Source organism: Mesorhizobium sp. B2-4-6 (assembly GCF_006442775.1).
Taxonomy (GTDB): domain Bacteria; phylum Pseudomonadota; class Alphaproteobacteria; order Rhizobiales; family Rhizobiaceae; genus Mesorhizobium.
On record NZ_VFVI01000008.1, the window covers coordinates 140,060 to 158,525 of the forward strand.

The window sequence follows — 18,466 nt, forward strand, 5'->3', positions numbered from 1 at the left end:
CCGGCGAGCCACAAACAAGGCGGATTTACCTCGGCGTTCGCTCCTAAACTCCCTCCCACGATCCGCGGATCACGATCTCGAGGAGGATATGATGACGATCAGCGTTGCCGATTACGCCGCCGAATGCGCGGCGCAGGGCCTTCGCGGCGACTATTCGGTCTGCCGCGGCGATTTCACCGTGGCGCAGGGCTACGACTATTCAGCCGGGGAACAGGCGGTGTGGCGCACGCTGTGCGACCGCCAGACGAAGTTGACACAGAAGCTTGCGCACCGCTCCTATCTGGATGGTGTCGCCGCGCTCGGCCTGCTCGATAGGATTCCCGATTTCGACGAGGTCAGCGAAAAGCTCGCTAGGCTGACAGGCTGGGAGATCGTCGCGGTGCCCGGCCTGATCCCAGCCGGCCCGTTCTTCGATCATCTCGCCAATCGCCGCTTCCCGGTCACCAACTGGCTGCGGACGAAAAAAGAGCTCGACTATATCGTCGAGCCGGACATGTTCCACGATTTCTTCGGCCATGTGCCGATCCTGACCCAGCCGGTGTTCGCCGATTTCATGCAGATGTATGGCGAGAAGGCCGAGGACGTCATTGCGCTGGGCGGCGACGAGATGATCACGAGGCTCTACTGGTACAGCGCCGAATACGGGCTCATCCAGGAGCCCGGTCAGCCGGTGAAAGCCTTCGGCGCCGGGCTGATGTCGTCCTTCACCGAGCTGCAATTCGCGGTCGAGAGCAAGGACGCCCACCATGTGCCGTTCGATCTCGAGACGGTGATGCGCACCGGCTATGAGATCGACAAGTTCCAGCGCGCCTATTTCGTGCTGCCGTCCTTCGACGTGCTGCGCGACGCTTTCGGCAGCGCCGATCTCGCCGGCATCGTAACGCGGTTCAAGGGTCAGGCGGCGCTCGACCCGGCCACGGTCTGAGGTCGGTTTCGCCCAACCGACACGCAAAGCCGGTCTTTCGGGAGATCAGACGACGATCACCTTGCCCAGATGCTCGCCCAGGCGGCAGGCGAGCGCGGTGATGGTCGTCGTCGGGTTGCACTGTCCGGAGGTGCAGAACACCGAGGAGCCGCCGACATAGAGGTTGTCCATGCCGTGCACCTTGCAATTGGCGTCGACGACGCTTTTCAAGACATCGGTGCCCATGCGGGTGCCGCCCATGTGGTGGTGACCGGCCGTTTCCTCGTTGGTCGGATAATCGTCGCCATAGCTGATCCAGTCGTCGATGCGGACGCGGCCGAGATTCTTCTGCGCCATGGTCGTGCCGAAAAGCTTCAGGCCTTCGAGCAGCGTGCGGCGCTCGAGCGGCGACTTCTTCCAATGCAATTCGATGCGCGGCACGCCGGCGTGGTCGACATCGGTCTTCGACAGCTCGATCTGGTTCGAGGCGAGCGGCGCCTGTTCCCAGGCGACGTAAAGCTGGGCAGCGCAGCGCAGCTTCTGGTCGAGCTGGGACGACATCCACTCCGCCATGTTGGGCGCGGTGCAGGCAAGGTCGGCGATCAGCTTCTTGACATTGGGATAGGGCGACTCGATCAGGCGGATGCCGAAATTCATGATCCGCAGCCGCTCCATCGCGGCAAGCGTCGGCGAGAAGAAGGCCTCGTTCGAGCCGTCGACCTCAAACTCTGAGTAGTTGGCGAGGATGGCGTTGCCGCCCTCGAAGGTCGGATGCTCCATCCAGTAGCGGCCGAGCGCCGTTGCGTTCGGCACCACGCCGCCGTTCGAGCGCTCATTCGACCATAACAGCAGCCGCGAGTTTTCCAGCCCGCCGGTGCAGGTGACGAAATAGTCCGCGCCGAAGGTGCCGGCGCCCTGCCCGTTCGACCAGAGCTTCGCGCCGGTGACGCGCTTGCCGTCGCCGGTGAGCTCGGTCGCGTAGGTGTTGAGCACGACGGCGATGTTCTTGCTCTTGTCGAGCTCGTCGGCGAATTTCTCGCCGAAGCGCACCGCCGGGCTCTTGATCAACTGCACCCAGCGGATGTCGTCCGAAACCGGCACATCGGGGCGGAAGTCGGGAAGCTCGAGGATGTCGTGGACTTCCGGCAGATAGGGCTCGATGTCGGCGCGGCTGATCGGCCAGCCGGTGTCCGGCGCCCAGGCCTTGGGCTCGAAATCTTGGCTGTCGAGCACGCGGCACCAGCCGGCCCAGTGGTTGGATGAACCGCCCATGAAGCGCAGCCTGGTGATGTCGAGGTCGAAATAGAAATCGCCGACCGTCCTGCCGCGATAGAAGTCCTGCGACTCGTCGCTGAATTCGCGCGAACCCGCCTCCAGGACGACGACCGGGATGCCGGCTGCGCCGAGCTTCCTGGCGATCGTGGTGCCAGCCGGACCGGAGCCGAGGATGCAGGCCTTGGGTTTGAAGCCGGCCTGCTTGTAGGCTTCGTAGCTGTCGAAGATCATGCGAGATCGCTCCGCCGCAGGATCCAGCCATTGATCTCGACGATTTCGTCGGGGTCGGCCACGGCAGGCTGGTTGCCGAACAGCGACAGCGCGGGCAGCGCGATCAGTGCCTGCACGATCGCGCGGCGCGACATTTTTGCTATGAACCTGCTCATGACACGTCTCTCGATAGGGGCCTCGATCCACGCATGCCGTTCCTGAACGGCATGCACGCCGCCGAGGAGGCCAATTCCATGCCAAACCTAGGTGAAAACGGGGTTACACCCGGAAGTTCAGCGCGGTTGAACATGGACATGGTTAGGGCTTTCCTGACCCCCGCGGCGAGGCTTCATGCCGCCTCGGGGAGTTCGCGATCGAGGATCGAAAGATTGCGGCCGCGGTTCTTCGCCTCGTAAAGCCTGCGATCGGCGGCGCGCATCAGATCGGAAACGGCAGCGCTCTCGCCGCAGCTTATGCCGCCGATCGAGACCGTGAGCGGCACGGTCCGCTCGTCGTCGGGGCGGAAGCGGATCAGCTCGACCTCGCGGCGGATGCGTTCGGCGACATGCTTGGCTTCCGGTTCGCTGGCGCCGACCAGGAAAGCGGCGAATTCCTCGCCGCCGATGCGGCCGAGCACGTCGCCGCTGCGTATGCCGCGTTCGATGGCGCCGGCGATCAGAAGCAGCGCTTCGTCTCCCGTCAGATGACCGTAACTGTCATTGATCCTCTTGAAGTGATCGGCGTCGATGATGAGCAGCGCGCCGCGATCGCTCTTGCGCCGCGACCCGTCGAGCACGGCGAAGAAGGTCTCGCGGTTGAGCATGCCCGTCATGTCGTCGCGGCTTGCCTTGTCCGACAGACGCCGGTGCGCGGCGGCGAGCTGCGCGTGAGCCCGGGCAAGCTCGCGATGGGCGTTCTGCAACCGGTCGTTCTGCCAGAAGCTGCTGGCGCTGGCGGCCCAGGCGAGCACGAGCGGGCAAACCGTCGACGCCAGCCAGACGCTGCGGCTCATCGGAAAGCCCATTGCCGGAACCACAATCAGCGTCAACAACAGCGAGGCAGCGACCGAAGCGAACGCCACGGCAGCGGCCCTCAAAAATATGCGACTCATCACTTGCTCCCAACGGATAGCCTCTGTGCCAGCAAGCGCTGAAGGCGACCTTTCCGAGACTTTTAAAATTTGAAGTGAGACGCCATTTTCACACTTCGTGACGCGCATAAGTTGTGGATAACCTCCGCGCCGGCATGCCATAAGAAGCGTATGACGATGACACCCGATCCTGCCCGCTTTGCCCATGTCACGGACTGGGTGTTCGACCTCGACAACACGCTCTATCCGCATCACTCGAACCTGTTCGCGCAGATCGACGTCAAGATGACCGCCTATGTCGGCGAGTTGCTGACGCTTTCGCGCGACGAGGCGCGCAAGCTGCAGAAGGAGCTCTACCTGGAATACGGCACGACGCTGAACGGGCTGATGAAGCGGCACGGCATCGATCCCGACGATTTCCTCGAGAAGGTGCACGACATCGACTATTCGCGGCTGGTGCCGGATCCGGTGCTGGGCGCGGCGATCCGCCAGCTTCCCGGGCGCAAATTCATCTTCACCAATGGCGACCGCAGGCATGCCGAACGCACCGCGCGGCAGCTCGGCATACTGGAACATTTCGACGCCATCTTCGACATCGTCGCGGCGGGGCTCAATCCCAAGCCGGAGCGCCAGACCTATGAGCGTTTTGCCGAATTGCACTCGGTGACCGGACATAATGCGGTGATGTTCGAGGACCTGGCGCGCAATCTGGCCGTGCCGAAAACGCTCGGCATGACGACCGTGCTGGTGGTGCCGCGCAATTTCGAGCCGACCTTTTCGGAGATCTGGGAACGCGACCCTGCAAACGAGGACGACGTCGATTTCGTCACCGACGATCTCGCCAGCTTCCTGACCGCGATCGTCGAGGTCGTGGCCTGAACCACGTTTGCGTTGGCAGGCGGCATGCTTTGGAGATTGGCCGAAACGCGACGGACCTGCTGCAGGCCATCCGATGCGTGTTGGCCGGCGACAACTATGTCGATGCGGCGCTTGCGGCGCGCATATTGAGCGCCGCGCAGGGCGATCCGGGCAATCTCAGCGAACGGGAGCGGTCGGTCATCCAGTTGGTGGCGCTCGGTTACAGCAACAAGGAAATCCCGTCGCGGCTCAGCCTCGGCATAAAGACGATCGAAACCTATCGCACCAAGGCAACCGACAAACTCGAACTTCATTCCCGCGCCGCCATCGTGCGCTTCGCGCACTCGAATGGATGGCCGATCGAACCGCCGGTGCAGGCGAACCGGTAGGTTTCGCTTCCGGGACCGCGCTTTCAGAGCTTGTAGAAGCGGCGGATGATGTCCCAGGCTTCGTCGGCCGTGTCGACGAAATCGATGATGTCCTGATCGCCGGGCGAGATCGTGCCCTGCTCGGCGAGGAAATCGAGATCGATCGCCCTTTGCCAGAACGCCTTGCCGAACAGGATGACCGGGACGCGCTCCATGCGTCCCGTCTGGATGAGCGTCAGCGTCTCGAAGAACTCGTCCATCGTGCCGAAGCCGCCCGGAAACACCGCGACCGCCTTGGCGCGCATGACGAAATGCATCTTGCGGATGGCGAAGTAGTGGAAGTTGAAGCAGAGCTCCGGCGTGACATAGGCGTTGGGCGCCTGTTCGTGCGGCAAAACGATGTTCAAGCCGATCGACGGCGCGCCGACATCGTCGGCGCCGCGGTTGCCGGCCTCCATGACGCCAGGCCCGCCACCGGTCACCACGACATATTCACGATAATAGGAGATGGCCGACTGCTGCGAGCACAGGCGGGCGAATTTGCGCGCTTCCTCGTAATATTTGCTGTTCGCCTCGAGGTTCTTCTTCTGCGTCTCGTTCTTCGCCGCCCAGGCCTCGCCACCCGGTTCGGGCAGGCGGGCGCCGCCGAACAGGATGACGGTCGAGCGAATGCCGCGTTCGGCCAGGATCATTTCCGGCTTGAGCAGCTCGAGCTGCAGCCGCACGGCGCGCAATTCGCGCCTGGTCATGAAGTCGGGATCGTTCCAAGCCAGCCGGTAGGTTTCGGCGCGTGTCTGCGGGGTATCCGGCACGCCTTTCGAGCGTTCCAGGTCCTCGTCCGAATGCGGCAGCGGCGTCCATCCCGCCTTTTCCATGGGAGTCATCGAATCCACCCGTCCAATTCCCTTACTTGCGCCGTCCCGTGACGCTGGCGCGATTGACCCCCATTGAGCCTTAACATAGGGTCCGCGCGACTTTTAAACAGGTTAAGGCGCAGCCCTTAACAGCTTGGTAATGGAGCGAAATCATGTCGAAGCCCGATCTGGCGAGCCTCGAAAAGACCATCGAAAAGGCCTTCGAGGAGCGCGACACGATTTCGACCGCGACGCGCGGCGAGACGCGCGACGCCATCCAGGCGGCGCTCGACCTGCTCGATCGCGGCGTCGCCCGCGTCGCCGAGCGGCGGGACGACGGCAAGTGGCAGGTCAACCAGTGGCTGAAGAAGGCGGTGCTGCTCTCCTTCCGGCTGAACCCGATGGAGATCATCAAGGGCGGTCCCGGTCAGGCCGTGTGGTGGGACAAGGTGCCGTCCAAGTTCGACGGCTGGAGCGCCGTCGACTTCGAGAGAGCCGGCTTCCGCGCCGTGCCGTCGTCGGTCGTGCGCCGCTCGGCCTATGTCGCGCCGGGCGCCGTGCTGATGCCGTCCTTCGTCAATGTCGGGGCCTATGTCGATTCGGGCACGATGGTCGACACCTGGGCCTCTGTCGGCTCCTGCGCCCAGATCGGCAAGAACGTGCATCTTTCGGGCGGCGTCGGCATCGGCGGCGTGCTGGAGCCGATGCAGGCCGGCCCGACCATCATCGAGGACAATTGCTTCATCGGCGCGCGCTCCGAAGTGGTCGAAGGCTGCATCGTGCGCGAAGGCTCGGTGCTTGGCATGGGCGTGTTCATCGGCCAGTCGACCAAGATCGTCGACCGCGCCACCGGCGAGGTTTTCTATGGCGAAGTGCCGCCGAATTCGGTGGTGGTGGCAGGATCGCTGCCGAGCAAGCCGCTGCCCAATGGCGAGCCGGGCCCGAGCCTCTACTGCGCCGTCATCGTCAAGCGAGTCGACGCCAAGACCCGTTCCAAGACCTCGATCAACGAATTGCTGCGCGATTGATCCTCCACGACGGAGCGGACGCCAGTGTCTGAAAGATCGCAATTCCTCTGGCTGTTCTTCAGCCTTTCGGGGCGGCTGAGCCCGGTTGCCTATGCGCTGGCCGGGATTTTGCTGGTGCTTGTCCAGTTTTTCCCGTTCTACCAGTTCGCGCGGGTGGAGCTGAACACGAGCGCCAGCCAGAACTGGGCGATGATATGCTGGGGCGTACTGCTGATCTCGGCCTGGGCCACGTTCGCGGTGACGGCGAAGCGCTTCCATGATTTCGGCAAGCCGACCTATTTTGCGCTGATCTCGCTGATCATCGGTCCTATCCTGCTCATCATCCTCGCCTGTTTCCGCAGCGATCCCGGACCGAACCGCTACGGCAGGCGCACCAACGCGCCGGGCGATAGCTGAGGGCGCCATGCGCTACCGCAAGCTCGATCCGACGCGGATCATCGAGACCGCCCAAAGGCTGGAGGAGCGTGTCGCCGAGCGTTTCCCGGAAAGGGGCCTGCGCGCCGTCGCCGCCGAACTGGTGTCGCTGTCGCGGGACCTCGCCAAGGCCGCCAAGGAGCTGGAAGCGCCGATCTGGTGGCTGCGCGGCGTCATCGTCGCGGCCTTCATCGCCGGCGTGGCGATGTTCCTGTTCGTCGGCACCATCCTGCCGCTCGACCGCATTTCGGGCGCCGACGATGCCGTGCAGTCGATGCAGGGCATCGAGGCGACGATCAACACCGTGATTCTGGCGGTGCTCGGCTTACTGGCGCTGATCCGCACCGAGGAGCGAATCAAGCGCAAGAAAGTGTTCCGGCAACTGCACGGACTGCGCTCGCTCATCCATGTCATCGACATGCATCAGTTGACCAAGGATCCGGCGACGCTGTCGCCCGACTTCAAGCCGACCTCGCACTCGCCCGCTCGCATCACCGACCCCGCCGACCTTGCCCGCTATCTCGACTATTGCTCGGAGATGCTGTCGATCACCGGCAAGATCGCGGCGCTGTTCGCGCAGTCGGTCAACGACGATGTCGTCGTCAATGCGGTCAACGACATCGAGAACCTGTCCTCCAACCTGTCGCGCAAGATCTGGCAGAAGATCACGCTGATCGAGGACCGCCGCTGACCACTTCCGGCCTAAGACCAGGCGGACCGCGCTTTGCCGCTTCCGCCTGACGCACCAGCGCAGTGACGCGTTCGTTGACCGGTGTCGGGGCGCCCGTTCGCCTGGCCAGGCGAATGACCGCGCCCTGCAATTCGTCGATCTCGGTCGGGCGGCCGCGTTTAAGGTCGTCCCACATCGACGAGCGCGCCTGAGGGTCGATCGCCAGCATGCGGCGCGCCAGAAGCCCGAACAGCCAGTCGGGCAACCGCAGCACTTTCGGCAGCAACGCCGGCGGCAGGCCGGTGATGCGCGCCGGCGCTATGCCCGCCGCCCTCATCGCGGCGAGCGCCTCGTCGATCTCGGCGGCGAGGATGACGCGCCAGCTTCGGTCGGCCAGTTGCTTCGCCAGCGGCAGGTCGGAGAGCGCCACCAGGGCATTGTTGAGGTTCATCAGCAATTTGCCCCACTGCACCGCCTTCATGTCGGCGCGCGCTTCGACGGCAAGCCCGTCGACGTCGAGCAGATCGGCAAGGCCATCGGCGCCATCGTCGATCATCACCTCGCCCTGGCTGGCGCGATGCGCACGCAACGGCGCCTCGCCGTCGGGCGACTGGACGACGTTGAACATGACCATGCCGGTCAGCACCCGCCGTCCAGGGAGCGCGGCGCGCAACCTATCCGCATTGTCGACGCCGTTCTGCAGGCTGACCACCACGGCATCCGGGCGCCCATGGGCGGCGATCAGCCCGGCCATCTCTGCGGTTGCGCCGCTCTTCACCGTCACCAGGATGACGTCCGCGTCGGGGAGTGCTGCCGCCGGATCGTCCGTGGCCGAGATCGCTTGCGCCTCGACGCGGCGGTCGCGGCCGTCAAGATCGCTGACGCGCAGCCCGCTTTCGCGCATGGCCTCGACGACACGGCCGCGGCCCAGGAAGACGGTCTTGCGTCCGGCGAGCGCGAGGCAGCCGCCGACATAGCAGCCGATGCTGCCGGCGCCGGCTATCGCGATGGTGCTTGTTTCACTGGCCATGCATTCGTCCTCGCTTGGCCCGCCACTTGCTATTATGCATGTCGTTTTCCCGGAACCGCTGCCCACACTTCCGGGCGACATGCATTAATACGCCACGAAAACCATATTGTCGGCGGCATGACCGGCGATGATCTGCCATCGTGACACGACAAACGCTTTCGACTATCGCTTTGCCCATGACATTGCCGACCGATCCCGCCGCGAATCTTGCCGCCCTGATCCGTTGCCCTTCCGTGACGCCCGCCGGAGGCGGGGCGCTTGCCGCGCTGGAGGATATGCTGAGGCCGCTCGGCTTCTCGGTCGAGCGACCGGTCTTCTCGGAGGACGGCACGCCGGACATCGAAAACCTCTATGCGCGGCGCTCGGGCAACGGCCCGCATCTGATGTTTGCCGGCCATACCGATGTCGTTCCGGTGGGTGACGAGGCGGCCTGGACGCATCCGCCCTTCGCCGCCGAAATCGCCAATGGCGAGATGTATGGCCGCGGCGCCGTCGACATGAAGGGCGGCATTGCCTGCTTCATCGCGGCGGTGGCGCGCCATGTCGCGAAGAATGGCGGGCCGAAGGGCTCGGTGTCGCTGCTGATCACCGGCGACGAGGAAGGACCGGCCATCAACGGCACGACGAAGCTGCTCGGCTGGGCGGCGGCCAAGGGCGAGAAGTGGGATGCCTCGATCGTCGGCGAACCGACCAATCCGGATGCGCTCGGCGACATGATCAAGATCGGCCGGCGCGGTTCGCTGTCGGGCAGCGTGACCGTCAACGGACGCCAGGGCCATGCCGCCTATCCGCAGCTTGCCGACAACCCGGTGCGCGGGCTCATCAGCCTGGTCGACGCCCTGCTCCATCCGGTGTTCGACAAGGGAACCAAGGATTTCCAGCCGACCAACCTCGAAGTGACATCGATCGATGTCGGCAATCCGGCGACCAACGTCATTCCGGCCAAGGCGACGGCCATTTTCAACATCCGCTTCAACGACAGCTGGGATGCAGAGACGGTCCAGGCCGAGATCCACAACCGGCTCGACCAGGCGGCGGGCCGCAAGAAATACCGGCCGGGCAAGAAGGCGCCGATCGAGTACGAGCTTGTCTGGCGCGATCGGCCGAGCCATGTCTTCCTCACGCGTGACGAAAAGCTGATCGATACGCTGGGCAGCTCGGTCAAGGCGGTGGTCGGCAAGACGCCGGCGCTCTCCACCTCCGGCGGTACGTCGGACGCGCGCTTCATCAAGGATTATTGCCCGGTGGTCGAGTTCGGCCTGGTCGGCAAGACCATGCATATGGTGGACGAGCGCGTAGCGCTTGCCGACCTCGAGACGCTGACGCAAATCTACGAACGCTTCATCGAGGACTGGTTCGGACAAGGCCTTTCGTGACCATGCTTTCGGCGGACGAAACCTATGCTTCGCTGGCCGGCGCCTGGCGGCTGATGTTCGGCAAGGCCGACGGCCTGCGCCTGCTCGACCTTTCGGCCGACGGTTTCTGGAATTCCTTCTTCGCCATTGTCGTGGCGGCGCCGGCGCTGATCGTCGGCTGGGTCGGGATAGCCAATGAGATCGGCGATCCGGACGCCTTCGCCGGACGCCTCGGCATGCTGATACGGCTGGCGACCGTCGATCTCGGCTCCTGGGTGCTGCCGCTGGTGGCGCTTGCGCTGGTCGCGCCGCGCGCCGGCATCGGCGGCCGCTTCGTCCACTATGTCGTCGCTTCCAACTGGACGTCGGCGATCATCGCCTGGCTGATGCTGCCCTCGGCGCTGCTCAGGCTCTTCCTGCCTTCGACCAGCGACGTCAACAGCCTCGTGTCGCTGTTCCTGTTCGCGCTCTCGATGGTGCTGACCTGGCGCATGACCAATGCATCGATCGGCAAGGGCGCCGCCGTGGGCACAGCCGTCTTTGTCGGCATGTTCATCACCTCGCTGCTCGTCCTGTTCGGCTTGCAGGCACTGCTCGGCATCGACATACCGGACGGCACGACCGGTTAGGTCACCGTATCCTCGGCTGCGGCGTTTGGCTCTTGGGTTGCCGTCGCATAGTCCACCCCGACGAGAAACAAGCCATCGGGCGGAGCAACCTGGCCGCAGGCGGCGCGGTCGCGCGCTTCGAGCGCCGCCTTGAGATCGGCGGCGCCCCAAGAGCCGTCGCCGACGCGCCGCAAGGAGCCGACCATCGAACGCACCTGGTTGTGCAGGAAGGAGCGCGCCGAGGTTCGTACCTCGATCAGATCGCCAACGCGGCTGACATCCAGCTGTGCAAGCGTGCGGACCGGGCTTTCGGCCTGGCACTGGGTGGAGCGGAAGGTGGTGAAGTCGTGCCGACCGAGGAGCACCTTGGCAGCCTCATGCATGGCCTCGGCGTCGAGGCACTTCGGCACCCACCAGACCTTGCCCTTTTCCAGCGCCGCCGGCGCCCGGCGATTAAGTATGCGATAGAGATAGTGCCGGCCGGTGGCCGAAAAGCGCGCGTCGAAACCATCGGCGACGACGGCCGCTTTCAGGATGGCGACGCGCGCGCCGGCCGCCTGCAGATGGGCGTTCACCGCATCGCGCACCTTGTCGCCCGACCACGCTTTGGCCAGGTCGACATGCGCCACCTGGGCAGTGGCGTGCACGCCGGCATCGGTGCGGCCGGCGGCACGTATTCTCACGGCCTCGCCGCAGAACTTTTCGATCGCCTGCTCGATCGCTTGCTGCACCGAGGGCTGGTCGGCCTGATGCTGCCAGCCGGCGAACTGGCTGCCGTCATATTCGATATCGAGCCGAAAACGCGGCATGCCAGCTGTGCTTTCGCCTTGACCTAGGCGGCTAAAGCGGTGAAGGCTGAAGCGTAGACCAGCTTGCCGGTCTCGGGCGCGTCGCCCCAGGCCAGCGCCTGCAGCGCCTCGCCCTGGTATTCGCTCTCGAATCCTGCGGCGCGGGCATGGCTGTAGCCGAAGCGGCCGTAATAGACCGGATCGCCCAGAACCACGGCCAGCGTCTCGCCGGCTTCCTTGAGGCGGACATGCGCCTCGCGGATCAGCGCGCCGCCGATGCCAGTGCCGTGGAAAGAAGGCTCGACCGCCAGCGGCGCCAGCGCGACAGCGGCGAACTGCTTGGCGCCGTTCTGCACGAAAAGCCGCGAGAAAAGAATATGGCCGACGACCTGGCCGTCTTCCTCGGCAACCAACTCGACGACGGCATCGCCGCCGGTGACAAGGGCATCGACCAGGCCGGCTTCCGCCTGCTGGCCAAAGGCATGCTCTTCGACGAGGCGGATCGCCTCGCGATCCCGCGGCGTCGCCGCGCGTATCGACATCATGCTCATGTGAGTTTCGTTCCTTTTTCGATCTTGGCTCCGCGCAAAAACTCCTGCGCGGCGGCAGGCCTTCCGCCCGCCCGTTGAACTTCGACCAGGCGGACCGCGCCTGTCCCGCAGGCGACCGTTAGCCGGTCATCGAGAATTCCTCCCGACTCGCCGACGCCTTCCGAGAGCGTCGAGCGAAGCAGTTTCAGCCGCTCCATGCGGCCGCCAATTTCGACCTCGCACCACGCGCCCGGAAGGGGCGAGAGGCCGCGAATGTGATCGTGGACTTCGCCAGAAGGCCGCGTCCAGTCTACGCGCGTCTCCGATTTATCGATCTTTCGGGCGTAGGTCACCCCTGCCGTCGCCTGTTGGGTAAATGTCAGACAATTTATCCCCAACTGGGCGAGCGCCTCAACCATCAGCGAAGCGCCCTGAACCATCAGGAGGTCGTGCAATTCGCCGGCCGTCATATTGGGTGCGATGGCCACTTTTTCAACCATTGCCACCGGCCCGGTGTCCAAACCTTCTTCCATGCGCATGATCATCATGCCGGTCTCCGCATCGCCGGCCATGATCGCGCGCTGGATGGGAGCCGCACCACGCCAGCGTGGCAAAAGCGAGGCGTGGCCGTTCAGACAACCCAGCCTCGGCGCGCCCAAAACGGCTTTCGGCAACAGCAATCCGTAGGCGACGACGACCGCGAGATCGGCCCGCAAGGCGGCGAAGGCCTGCTGCTCGGCCTCGCCTTTCAGCGATGTCGGCGTGCGCATTTCGAGCCCTAGCCGCTCGGCCTCGCGCTGCACCGGCGAGGGCGTCAATTCCAGCCCGCGCCGGCCGGCGGCGCGCGGCGGCTGCGTGTAGACGGCCGCGATCTGGTGGCCGGCCTCGGCGATGGCGCGCAAGGTCGGCACGGAAAAATCCGGCGTGCCCATGAAGATGACGCGAAGCGGCATTTTTCTTCCAATATCTGGTTGTGCCCGATGGTGCGCTCAGGAGACCGCTTCAAACGGGTTTACGAGTTTCAGGTCGAGCCCATCAAAGTCGCGAACATTGCGCGTTGCCAGCGTGGCGTCATGCGCCAGACAGATAGCGGCAATCATGGCGTCCGAAAGACTGATTGGCCGACCGACCCTTTCCCTAGTTGCCCGGAGCCTGCCGGCAAGCCGTGGGATCGCGCCTGCAAACTCGACGATGCGCCCCGAAAACTGTTTCGAGATCAGATGTTCAAGGGCACGAATGTGACGATCAGAACCGGTCTTGTTAAGAAATCTTTCGGCGCCGAAAGATTGTTCCATGACGACAGGACCACACAGATAAAGATTGAGCAGATCCTGCCTGCCAAACCATTCGATCACGTTCGAGTTGGGTGTCGTCCGGCTCGCTTCGGAAATGACGTTAGTATCGAGAACTATCAATCGAAGCCCTCAATCAATCGACCAAAATCTCGTTTCCTGGCAGCTTCGATATCAGCCATTATCTCAGCAAACTCGTTGTCAATAGCGCTTTCATTTGCAAATGCAGAGCGAATACTGTCCCATGCTGAGAGATTAGGTTCTAACCTTGTCTCCTGTTCTGCAATCATACCTTTCCACAGAAGATCGATGGCTTTGCCCGATAGGCTCTGACCAACCTTTCGGGCGGCCTGCTCGATCTCGCGTTTCAGGGGCTCGGGAACATTTCTAATTAGTAGATCGCTCACGCCAACCTCCAATTTGATATCACGATATCACAACGAGGAGCCTTACTCAACCAAGCCCAGTAAGGGGTTTGTGCAGCACCGAAGACTAATCGTTAACTAAGTTCGAATAACTTCCTCATATGATTCGAGCCGCCTGCTTCCTCGGAGCCATTCATATGAAGACTCGTCAAAAACCATTTGGGACACGTCGTCCTCCAATCGCCGAGTTTGAATCGAGTGAGGAGGAATTCACACAAGGCGAACTATCCAAACGGAGTGAGCGAGCGCTCCGTATCTATTTCACGCCGCTATTTGCAGGGGCCTTGGCCACAGTTCTAATATTCTCGCCCGAATCTCGCGCGCTTGCGCTGGAATTAGGCTCCAAAGCCATCGAATTGGGGAAAGACTGGATCCTGCGTGGACTGATTGAATGATAGCCTACCCCACCATCTTGCCCGGCACCTTGTCCTTGGCGAGCTTCTTGAACTTCCTCACCACCATGTCGCGCTTCAGCTTCGAGATGTGGTCGATGAACAGCACGCCGTTGAGATGGTCGATCTCGTGCTGCAGGCAGGTGGCCATCAGGCCTTCCGCCTGCATCTCCTGCAACTTGCCGTCGCGGTCGAGGTACTTCACCCGCACCGAGGCCGGGCGCTCGACCTCGGCATAATAGTCTGGGATCGACAGGCAGCCTTCCTCATAGACGGAACGCTGGTCGGAACTTTCGAGCACTTCCGGATTGATGAAAACATGCGGCTCCGGCGGCTCGCCTTCCTTGGCGAGGTCGATGACCAGTAGCCGCCGCGGCTCGCCGACCTGGATCGCCGCAAGGCCGATGCCCGGCGCGTCATACATGGTGTCGAGCATGTCGTCGGCCAGCCTGCGCAAATCGGCATCGACGCGCTCGACCGGCTCGGAAACCTGGCGCAGGACAGGATCGGGAAGGATGATGAGAGGCTTGATCGACATGGCGTCTCACCTAAGACCTCGCTCGAAAAGCGTCAACCGGGGCATCTTTGGCTTGTTCACGTTTTGATCTGTGCCAGAAGGCCGAATCGGTTATGCTGCCCAAATGAACGACATGACCTCCATGCTTTCCGAGCCCATCGCGCGGCTTGGCGCCACGACCATCACGCTTGGCCAGGCGCTGGCTTTCGGCGCAATCCTTCTGCTTGCGCTGTTCGTGGCGCTCGTGGTCGCCTTGTGGCGCGCGGCCGGCGCGCGCGCGGTGGCGGCCGCCGAAGCCGCCGACCATGCCCGCGATGCCGAGGCGAGGATGGCCGACATTATGCAGGCGCAGGCCGAGATGCAGGGGCGCATGGGCGCGATCGCCGAAGTTTTTGGGGCGAGGCAGGCTGAACTAACCCAGTCGCTCGGACAACGGCTCGACGCCATGACCGGGCGTCTCGGCCAGACCATGGCCGAGCAGACCAAGTCGACGCATGAGAGCCTGGCCAAGCTGCAGGAGCGGCTGGCGGTGATCGACACCGCGCAAGGCAACATCCAGTCCTTGGCCGGCCAGGTCGTGCAGTTGCAGGCGATCCTCTCCAACAAGCAGACGCGCGGCGCCTTCGGCCAGTCGCGGATGGAGGCGATCGTCGCCGACGGCCTGCCGCACGGCGCCTACGAGTTCCAGGCCAGTCTGAGCAATGGCAGCCGGCCCGATTGCCTGGTGCGGATGCCCAACGGCGCGCCTATGCTGGCCGTCGACGCCAAGTTCCCGCTCGAAGCCTGGAACGCCATCCGTGCCGCCGAGGGCGCCGACATGCAGAAGGCGGCGGCGCAGGCTTTTCGGCGCGACATCGAGGTGCATATCCGCGATATCGCCGAAAAATACCTGATCCAGGGCGAGACGCAGGACACCGCCTTCATGTTCGTGCCGTCGGAATCGGTGTTCGCCGAAATCCACGAGAATTTCGAGGCGGTGGTGCAGAAGGCGCATCGCGCCCGCGTCGTCATCGTCTCGCCCTCGCTGCTGATGCTGTCGATCCAGGTCATCCAGTCGATCCTGAAGGATGCCCGCATGCGCGAGCAGGCACATCTGATCCAGGGCGAGGTCATCCGGCTGATGGAGGATGTGGCGCGGGTCGACGAGCGGGTGCGCCGGCTGCAGACGCATTTCGGCCAGGCGACCAAGGACATCGACGACATCCTGGTGTCGACGTCGAAAGTGACCAAGCGCGGCCAGAAGATCGAGGCGCTGGAGTTTGCCGAGGGCGAGGCCGAGCCGCCGCGCAACGGGCCGGCCAAGGTCGAGGCCGGGGCGCGCGTGGCCGATTCCAAGACCGGCCAACTCAGGCTGCGCGTCGTCGAAGGCGACGATTGAGCCTACTGCTCCTCGACCACCCTGGTGCCTTCGAATTCCGGCAGCCACGGCAGCGCCGAGCGATGCCAGTATTGCGTTCGGGGCACCAACTGGTCGCGCTGGTGCGAAGTGCCGACCCTGATGCCGTAGATCTTAGGCCCGTCGCCGACGGAGGTGGCATAAAGATGCGAGCCGCAATTGCCGCAGAAACCCTGCGCCCGCTTTGCGCCGCTTGATCCCGTCTTGATATAGACCTTCGGCTCACCCCTGGTGATGCGGTAGTCCTCTTCAGGCACGCGCACCGTCACGCGGAAGGCTGTGCCGGTCAACTTCTGGCAGTCCGTGCAGTGGCAAATGGAAGTCTTTTCGGGGTCAACCTCGGCTTCATAGGTTATGGCGCCGCAGTGGCATCCGCCGTCGATTTTCATTGCCTTTTCTCCCTAGAAAACTTCGCCGCTTCAAGCCTAGCTCTCGTCCGAAGCCTCGGCGATGGCCTCGCGCCGCTGCTCCCATGTGCCAGTCGTTTGCGGCTTGACGAAGAGCCTGGATATCTGCGGCATTTCCTGCTTGAGCCTTAGTTCCAGGCGCTCGACGCAGGCCTCGATCTCGGGAGCCGTGAGATGATCCTCGAATTCGATGCTCAAACCCGCGACGATTTCCTCCGGCCCGATATGGACGCTCAGAATTCCGTTCGCCCGCTGGACGGCCGGATCCTCCTGGACGATCGCCAGCACCTTCTTCTGCACTTCGGGCGAGGCAGGTTCACCCAGCAGCAGGCCCTTGCTCTCGCGCGCCAGGAAGATGGCCGTGGCGCCCAGGATGATGGCGATGCCGATCGAGCCGACGCCGTCGAGCTCGGGGATTTCCAGAAGGTCGGCCGACAGGATGCCGGCGAAGGCGACGACAAGGCCAAGCAGCGCGGCGCTGTCCTCGAACAGCACCGTGTAGACGCTCGGATCCTTGCTGCGGCGTACGGCTTCGAACCAGCCCTGGCGGCCCTTCTGCTGCCGGAACTCCTTCAGCGCCACCAGCCATGAGCTGCCCTCGAAGACGAAGGAGAGGGCAAGCACGACGTAGTTGACCTTGGCATTGACGACCGGTTCGGGCGCCATGATGTGGATGACGCCCTCATAGAAGGAGACGCCGGCGCCGAGCGCGAACACCAGAAGCGCCACGATGAAGCTCCAGAAATAGAGCTCGCGTCCATGGCCGAGCGGGTGGGTGCGGTCGGGCGGCCGCGCGGCGCGGTGCATACCATAGAGCAGGAGCCCGCCATTACCGGTGTCGACCAGCGAATGCACGCCTTCCGACAGCATGGCGGACGAACCGGTGAAGGCCGCCGCCGCGAATTTGGTCAGCGCGATCGCCAAATTGCCGGCGAGCGCGGCATAGATCACTCGTCTTGACCCGCCATGTCCTGCCATTCGATCTCCCGGCGCGCCCGAGCTTGATGCCCGCCCAGGCGAAAGTCCACAGACAATGCGCCCGGCAGTCCGAAGTTCAAGCTACCACAGCGCGCTCGAGCGAGCATGGCGTCGGGAAACCGGTTGACATCCGGCTGGACGGCTTCGCAAGCGAGACGCCGCCTCTTGCGGTCCGGCATTTCTCTTGTTTCACTCGCACGTCCACAATCGGAGGAGCGAATCATGGCTAAAGGTGCGATGAAGGCGGGCAAGGAAGCCCGCAAGCCGAAGAAGGACGCCAAGAAGCCCGCCGCAGCCCCGGCGCCGAAGGCGCCGCCGGTCAAGGCGATGCGCATAAAGGAAAAGTAAGCGGCCAAATTCGGTCGATCCGGCTCAATGCAGACTTTGAACCGGCGGCATGACAATGCTGCCGGTGTTTTGTTGATCGGGAAACAGGCCGCCCCATATCAAAGGGCGAGGACGACCTCGCTTCCCCGAAAACCGGCCGGGACGACCCGCCACCAAGCATCTCAAGCGATGCTGAAATGACGGAGTGTCTTCGATGTCCTGGATTCTTCTTTTCTTCGCCGGCCTGTTCGAGATCGGCTGGGCGATCGGCCTCAAATATACCGACGGCTTTTCGAAGCCACTGCCGACCCTTCTCACTCTTGCCTCGATGATCGTCAGCCTCGGCCTGCTCGGGCTGGCGCTGAAGACGCTGCCCGTCGGCACGGCCTACGCGGTGTGGACCGGCATCGGCACCGTCGGCACGGCGCTGCTCGGCATCTGGCTGCTCGGCGAGCCGGCGACGATTGTCCGGCTCGCCTGTATCGGCCTGATCGTCTGCGGCATCGTCGGGCTGAAGCTGGTCGCCTAAAGCGCGTCGCGCTGAAGCGGATTCAGGCGACACGCTTTTAAGCCTTTGTTTTCATGCATGTCGTTATCGCAAAACCGCTGCGCACTTTTGCGCGACATGCATTAGGTCGTTGCTTGATGCATGTCGTTATCGCAAAACCGCTGCACACTTTTGCGCGACATGCATTAGGTCGTTATCCGCAGCACAAACGCGTTCAGGGCCGCTTTCGGCGACCCTGAACC

General features: G+C 63.5%; 25 protein-coding genes. 12 read left to right on the forward strand and 13 right to left on the reverse strand.

The features are described 5' to 3' along the window. Positions 1 to 88 precede the first annotated feature (88 nt). Positions 89 to 925, forward strand: coding sequence for a phenylalanine 4-monooxygenase (gene phhA / locus FJ957_RS20380; protein ID WP_140834500.1), 837 nt, complete (start codon positions 89 to 91; stop codon positions 923 to 925). A gap of 45 nt (positions 926 to 970) precedes the next feature. On the opposite strand, the gene FJ957_RS20385 is transcribed toward phhA, so the two are convergent. The 3 genes from FJ957_RS20385 to FJ957_RS20390 form a co-directional block, all read right to left on the reverse strand. Further along, positions 971 to 2,410, reverse strand: coding sequence for a GMC family oxidoreductase (locus FJ957_RS20385; protein ID WP_140834502.1), 1,440 nt, complete (start codon positions 2,408 to 2,410; stop codon positions 971 to 973). After that, positions 2,407 to 2,565, reverse strand: coding sequence for a hypothetical protein (locus FJ957_RS31870; protein WP_181180641.1), 159 nt, complete (start codon positions 2,563 to 2,565; stop codon positions 2,407 to 2,409). Before FJ957_RS31870 ends, FJ957_RS20385 begins: the two co-directional genes overlap by 4 nt. Before the next feature lie 173 nt (positions 2,566 to 2,738). Next, on the reverse strand, positions 2,739 to 3,500 hold the full coding sequence (locus tag FJ957_RS20390) for a GGDEF domain-containing protein (protein ID WP_140834503.1): 762 nt from the start codon (positions 3,498 to 3,500) through the stop codon (positions 2,739 to 2,741). Between the two features lie 150 nt (positions 3,501 to 3,650). Here FJ957_RS20390 and FJ957_RS20395 point away from each other — a divergent pair, with 150 nt between their 5' ends. Next, positions 3,651 to 4,358, forward strand: coding sequence for a pyrimidine 5'-nucleotidase (locus FJ957_RS20395; RefSeq protein ID WP_140641931.1), 708 nt, complete (start codon positions 3,651 to 3,653; stop codon positions 4,356 to 4,358). A 29-nt stretch (positions 4,359 to 4,387) separates the two neighbouring features. Continuing rightward, positions 4,388 to 4,726, forward strand: coding sequence for a response regulator transcription factor (locus tag FJ957_RS20400; RefSeq protein WP_181180642.1), 339 nt, complete (start codon positions 4,388 to 4,390; stop codon positions 4,724 to 4,726). A gap of 23 nt (positions 4,727 to 4,749) precedes the next feature. On the opposite strand, the gene FJ957_RS20405 is transcribed toward FJ957_RS20400, so the two are convergent. Then, the gene (locus FJ957_RS20405; protein ID WP_140834507.1) at positions 4,750 to 5,589 is read right to left on the reverse strand and encodes an LOG family protein; all 840 of its coding nucleotides are present in this window, start codon (positions 5,587 to 5,589) and stop codon (positions 4,750 to 4,752) included. A gap of 143 nt (positions 5,590 to 5,732) precedes the next feature. Here FJ957_RS20405 and dapD point away from each other — a divergent pair, with 143 nt between their 5' ends. Genes dapD through FJ957_RS20420 form a run of 3 tightly spaced genes read left to right on the forward strand, consistent with a single transcriptional unit; the run spans position 5,733 to position 7,692 of the window. Then, positions 5,733 to 6,587 carry a 2,3,4,5-tetrahydropyridine-2,6-dicarboxylate N-succinyltransferase gene (gene dapD / locus FJ957_RS20410; RefSeq protein ID WP_140834510.1) on the forward strand — a complete coding sequence of 285 codons (855 nt, stop codon included), beginning with the start codon at positions 5,733 to 5,735 and terminating at the stop codon, positions 6,585 to 6,587. A gap of 24 nt (positions 6,588 to 6,611) precedes the next feature. Further along, entirely contained in the window at positions 6,612 to 6,983 is a 372-nt protein-coding gene (locus tag FJ957_RS20415; RefSeq protein WP_140641942.1) for a DUF805 domain-containing protein, read from the forward strand. 7 nt (positions 6,984 to 6,990) lie between these two features. Beyond that, positions 6,991 to 7,692: a hypothetical protein gene (locus FJ957_RS20420; protein WP_140834514.1), complete on the forward strand. Its 702-nt coding sequence runs from the start codon at positions 6,991 to 6,993 to the stop codon at positions 7,690 to 7,692. On the opposite strand, the gene FJ957_RS20425 is transcribed toward FJ957_RS20420, so the two are convergent. Next, complete coding sequence (locus FJ957_RS20425) at positions 7,667 to 8,701, reverse strand: 2-dehydropantoate 2-reductase (protein WP_140834516.1); 1,035 nt, start codon at positions 8,699 to 8,701, stop codon at positions 7,667 to 7,669. The genes FJ957_RS20420 and FJ957_RS20425 overlap by 26 nt on opposite strands. A 176-nt stretch (positions 8,702 to 8,877) precedes the next feature. Here FJ957_RS20425 and dapE point away from each other — a divergent pair, with 176 nt between their 5' ends. Both dapE and FJ957_RS20435 read left to right on the forward strand, forming a co-directional pair. Further along, positions 8,878 to 10,077 (forward strand): succinyl-diaminopimelate desuccinylase, encoded by a 1,200-nt coding sequence (dapE, locus tag FJ957_RS20430; RefSeq protein ID WP_140834520.1) that lies wholly within the window; start codon positions 8,878 to 8,880, stop codon positions 10,075 to 10,077. Between the two features lie 2 nt (positions 10,078 to 10,079). Beyond that, positions 10,080 to 10,685, forward strand: a complete 606-nt coding sequence (locus tag FJ957_RS20435) for a transporter (protein ID WP_140834814.1) — start codon at positions 10,080 to 10,082, stop codon at positions 10,683 to 10,685. Here FJ957_RS20435 and truA read toward each other — a convergent pair. The 5 genes from truA to FJ957_RS20460 are packed head-to-tail and all read right to left on the reverse strand — an operon-like array spanning position 10,682 to position 13,681. Next, the gene (truA, locus tag FJ957_RS20440; protein WP_140834523.1) at positions 10,682 to 11,473 is read right to left on the reverse strand and encodes a tRNA pseudouridine(38-40) synthase TruA; all 792 of its coding nucleotides are present in this window, start codon (positions 11,471 to 11,473) and stop codon (positions 10,682 to 10,684) included. The genes FJ957_RS20435 and truA overlap by 4 nt on opposite strands. Before the next feature lie 23 nt (positions 11,474 to 11,496). Next, entirely contained in the window at positions 11,497 to 12,003 is a 507-nt protein-coding gene (locus FJ957_RS20445; RefSeq protein WP_140834525.1) for an N-acetyltransferase, read from the reverse strand. Further along, positions 12,000 to 12,935, reverse strand: a complete 936-nt coding sequence (gene fmt / locus FJ957_RS20450; protein WP_140834528.1) for a methionyl-tRNA formyltransferase — start codon at positions 12,933 to 12,935, stop codon at positions 12,000 to 12,002. The genes FJ957_RS20445 and fmt overlap by 4 nt, the downstream gene beginning before the upstream one ends. A gap of 36 nt (positions 12,936 to 12,971) precedes the next feature. Further along, complete coding sequence (locus tag FJ957_RS20455) at positions 12,972 to 13,397, reverse strand: type II toxin-antitoxin system VapC family toxin (protein ID WP_140834530.1); 426 nt, start codon at positions 13,395 to 13,397, stop codon at positions 12,972 to 12,974. Beyond that, complete coding sequence (locus FJ957_RS20460; RefSeq protein WP_181180643.1) at positions 13,394 to 13,681, reverse strand: plasmid stabilization protein; 288 nt, start codon at positions 13,679 to 13,681, stop codon at positions 13,394 to 13,396. The genes FJ957_RS20455 and FJ957_RS20460 overlap by 4 nt, the downstream gene beginning before the upstream one ends. A gap of 155 nt (positions 13,682 to 13,836) precedes the next feature. On the opposite strand from FJ957_RS20460, the gene FJ957_RS20465 reads away from it, so the two are divergent. Further along, positions 13,837 to 14,094, forward strand: coding sequence for a hypothetical protein (locus FJ957_RS20465; protein ID WP_140834535.1), 258 nt, complete (start codon positions 13,837 to 13,839; stop codon positions 14,092 to 14,094). Between the two features lie 4 nt (positions 14,095 to 14,098). On the opposite strand, the gene def is transcribed toward FJ957_RS20465, so the two are convergent. Further along, entirely contained in the window at positions 14,099 to 14,629 is a 531-nt protein-coding gene (gene def, locus FJ957_RS20470) for a peptide deformylase (RefSeq protein WP_140834547.1), read from the reverse strand. A gap of 103 nt (positions 14,630 to 14,732) precedes the next feature. Here def and FJ957_RS20475 point away from each other — a divergent pair, with 103 nt between their 5' ends. After that, entirely contained in the window at positions 14,733 to 15,986 is a 1,254-nt protein-coding gene (locus tag FJ957_RS20475; protein WP_140834549.1) for a DNA recombination protein RmuC, read from the forward strand. A 2-nt stretch (positions 15,987 to 15,988) separates the two neighbouring features. Here FJ957_RS20475 and FJ957_RS20480 read toward each other — a convergent pair whose 3' ends face one another. Together FJ957_RS20480 and FJ957_RS20485 are read right to left on the reverse strand one after the other, a co-directional pair. Then, positions 15,989 to 16,393 carry a GFA family protein gene (locus FJ957_RS20480; protein ID WP_140834552.1) on the reverse strand — a complete coding sequence of 135 codons (405 nt, stop codon included), beginning with the start codon at positions 16,391 to 16,393 and terminating at the stop codon, positions 15,989 to 15,991. Positions 16,394 to 16,429: 36 nt separating this feature from the next. Continuing rightward, positions 16,430 to 17,389, reverse strand: coding sequence for a cation diffusion facilitator family transporter (locus FJ957_RS20485; RefSeq protein ID WP_140834557.1), 960 nt, complete (start codon positions 17,387 to 17,389; stop codon positions 16,430 to 16,432). Between the two features lie 222 nt (positions 17,390 to 17,611). Here FJ957_RS20485 and FJ957_RS32485 point away from each other — a divergent pair, with 222 nt between their 5' ends. Further along, positions 17,612 to 17,737: a hypothetical protein gene (locus FJ957_RS32485; RefSeq protein ID WP_095819016.1), complete on the forward strand. Its 126-nt coding sequence runs from the start codon at positions 17,612 to 17,614 to the stop codon at positions 17,735 to 17,737. Between the two features lie 193 nt (positions 17,738 to 17,930). Continuing rightward, a complete protein-coding gene (sugE, locus tag FJ957_RS20495) occupies positions 17,931 to 18,245 on the forward strand; it encodes a quaternary ammonium compound efflux SMR transporter SugE (RefSeq protein ID WP_140834561.1) in 315 nt (104 codons plus the stop codon). Positions 18,246 to 18,466 lie beyond the last annotated feature (221 nt).

Excerpts from the sequence above, each read along its gene's own strand:
- FJ957_RS32485 (WP_095819016.1), top strand. The coding sequence starts at position 17,612 with ATGGCTAAAGGTGCGATGAAGGCGGGCAAGGAAGCCCGCAAGCCGAAG.
- FJ957_RS20485 (WP_140834557.1), bottom strand. The coding sequence starts at position 17,389 with ATGGCAGGACATGGCGGGTCAAGACGAGTGATCTATGCCGCGCTCGCC.
- sugE (WP_140834561.1), top strand. The coding sequence starts at position 17,931 with ATGTCCTGGATTCTTCTTTTCTTCGCCGGCCTGTTCGAGATCGGCTGG.
- FJ957_RS20420 (WP_140834514.1), top strand. The coding sequence starts at position 6,991 with ATGCGCTACCGCAAGCTCGATCCGACGCGGATCATCGAGACCGCCCAA.
- FJ957_RS20465 (WP_140834535.1), top strand. The coding sequence starts at position 13,837 with ATGAAGACTCGTCAAAAACCATTTGGGACACGTCGTCCTCCAATCGCC.
- dapE (WP_140834520.1), top strand. The coding sequence starts at position 8,878 with ATGACATTGCCGACCGATCCCGCCGCGAATCTTGCCGCCCTGATCCGT.
- FJ957_RS20480 (WP_140834552.1), bottom strand. The coding sequence starts at position 16,393 with ATGAAAATCGACGGCGGATGCCACTGCGGCGCCATAACCTATGAAGCC.
- FJ957_RS31870 (WP_181180641.1), bottom strand. The coding sequence starts at position 2,565 with ATGAGCAGGTTCATAGCAAAAATGTCGCGCCGCGCGATCGTGCAGGCA.
- fmt (WP_140834528.1), bottom strand. The coding sequence starts at position 12,935 with ATGCCGCTTCGCGTCATCTTCATGGGCACGCCGGATTTTTCCGTGCCG.
- dapD (WP_140834510.1), top strand. The coding sequence starts at position 5,733 with ATGTCGAAGCCCGATCTGGCGAGCCTCGAAAAGACCATCGAAAAGGCC.
- def (WP_140834547.1), bottom strand. The coding sequence starts at position 14,629 with ATGTCGATCAAGCCTCTCATCATCCTTCCCGATCCTGTCCTGCGCCAG.
- FJ957_RS20405 (WP_140834507.1), bottom strand. The coding sequence starts at position 5,589 with ATGACTCCCATGGAAAAGGCGGGATGGACGCCGCTGCCGCATTCGGAC.
- FJ957_RS20445 (WP_140834525.1), bottom strand. The coding sequence starts at position 12,003 with ATGAGCATGATGTCGATACGCGCGGCGACGCCGCGGGATCGCGAGGCG.
- FJ957_RS20390 (WP_140834503.1), bottom strand. The coding sequence starts at position 3,500 with ATGAGTCGCATATTTTTGAGGGCCGCTGCCGTGGCGTTCGCTTCGGTC.
- FJ957_RS20395 (WP_140641931.1), top strand. The coding sequence starts at position 3,651 with ATGACGATGACACCCGATCCTGCCCGCTTTGCCCATGTCACGGACTGG.
- FJ957_RS20435 (WP_140834814.1), top strand. The coding sequence starts at position 10,080 with ATGCTTTCGGCGGACGAAACCTATGCTTCGCTGGCCGGCGCCTGGCGG.
- FJ957_RS20385 (WP_140834502.1), bottom strand. The coding sequence starts at position 2,410 with ATGATCTTCGACAGCTACGAAGCCTACAAGCAGGCCGGCTTCAAACCC.
- truA (WP_140834523.1), bottom strand. The coding sequence starts at position 11,473 with ATGCCGCGTTTTCGGCTCGATATCGAATATGACGGCAGCCAGTTCGCC.
- FJ957_RS20475 (WP_140834549.1), top strand. The coding sequence starts at position 14,733 with ATGAACGACATGACCTCCATGCTTTCCGAGCCCATCGCGCGGCTTGGC.
- phhA (WP_140834500.1), top strand. The coding sequence starts at position 89 with ATGATGACGATCAGCGTTGCCGATTACGCCGCCGAATGCGCGGCGCAG.
- FJ957_RS20425 (WP_140834516.1), bottom strand. The coding sequence starts at position 8,701 with ATGGCCAGTGAAACAAGCACCATCGCGATAGCCGGCGCCGGCAGCATC.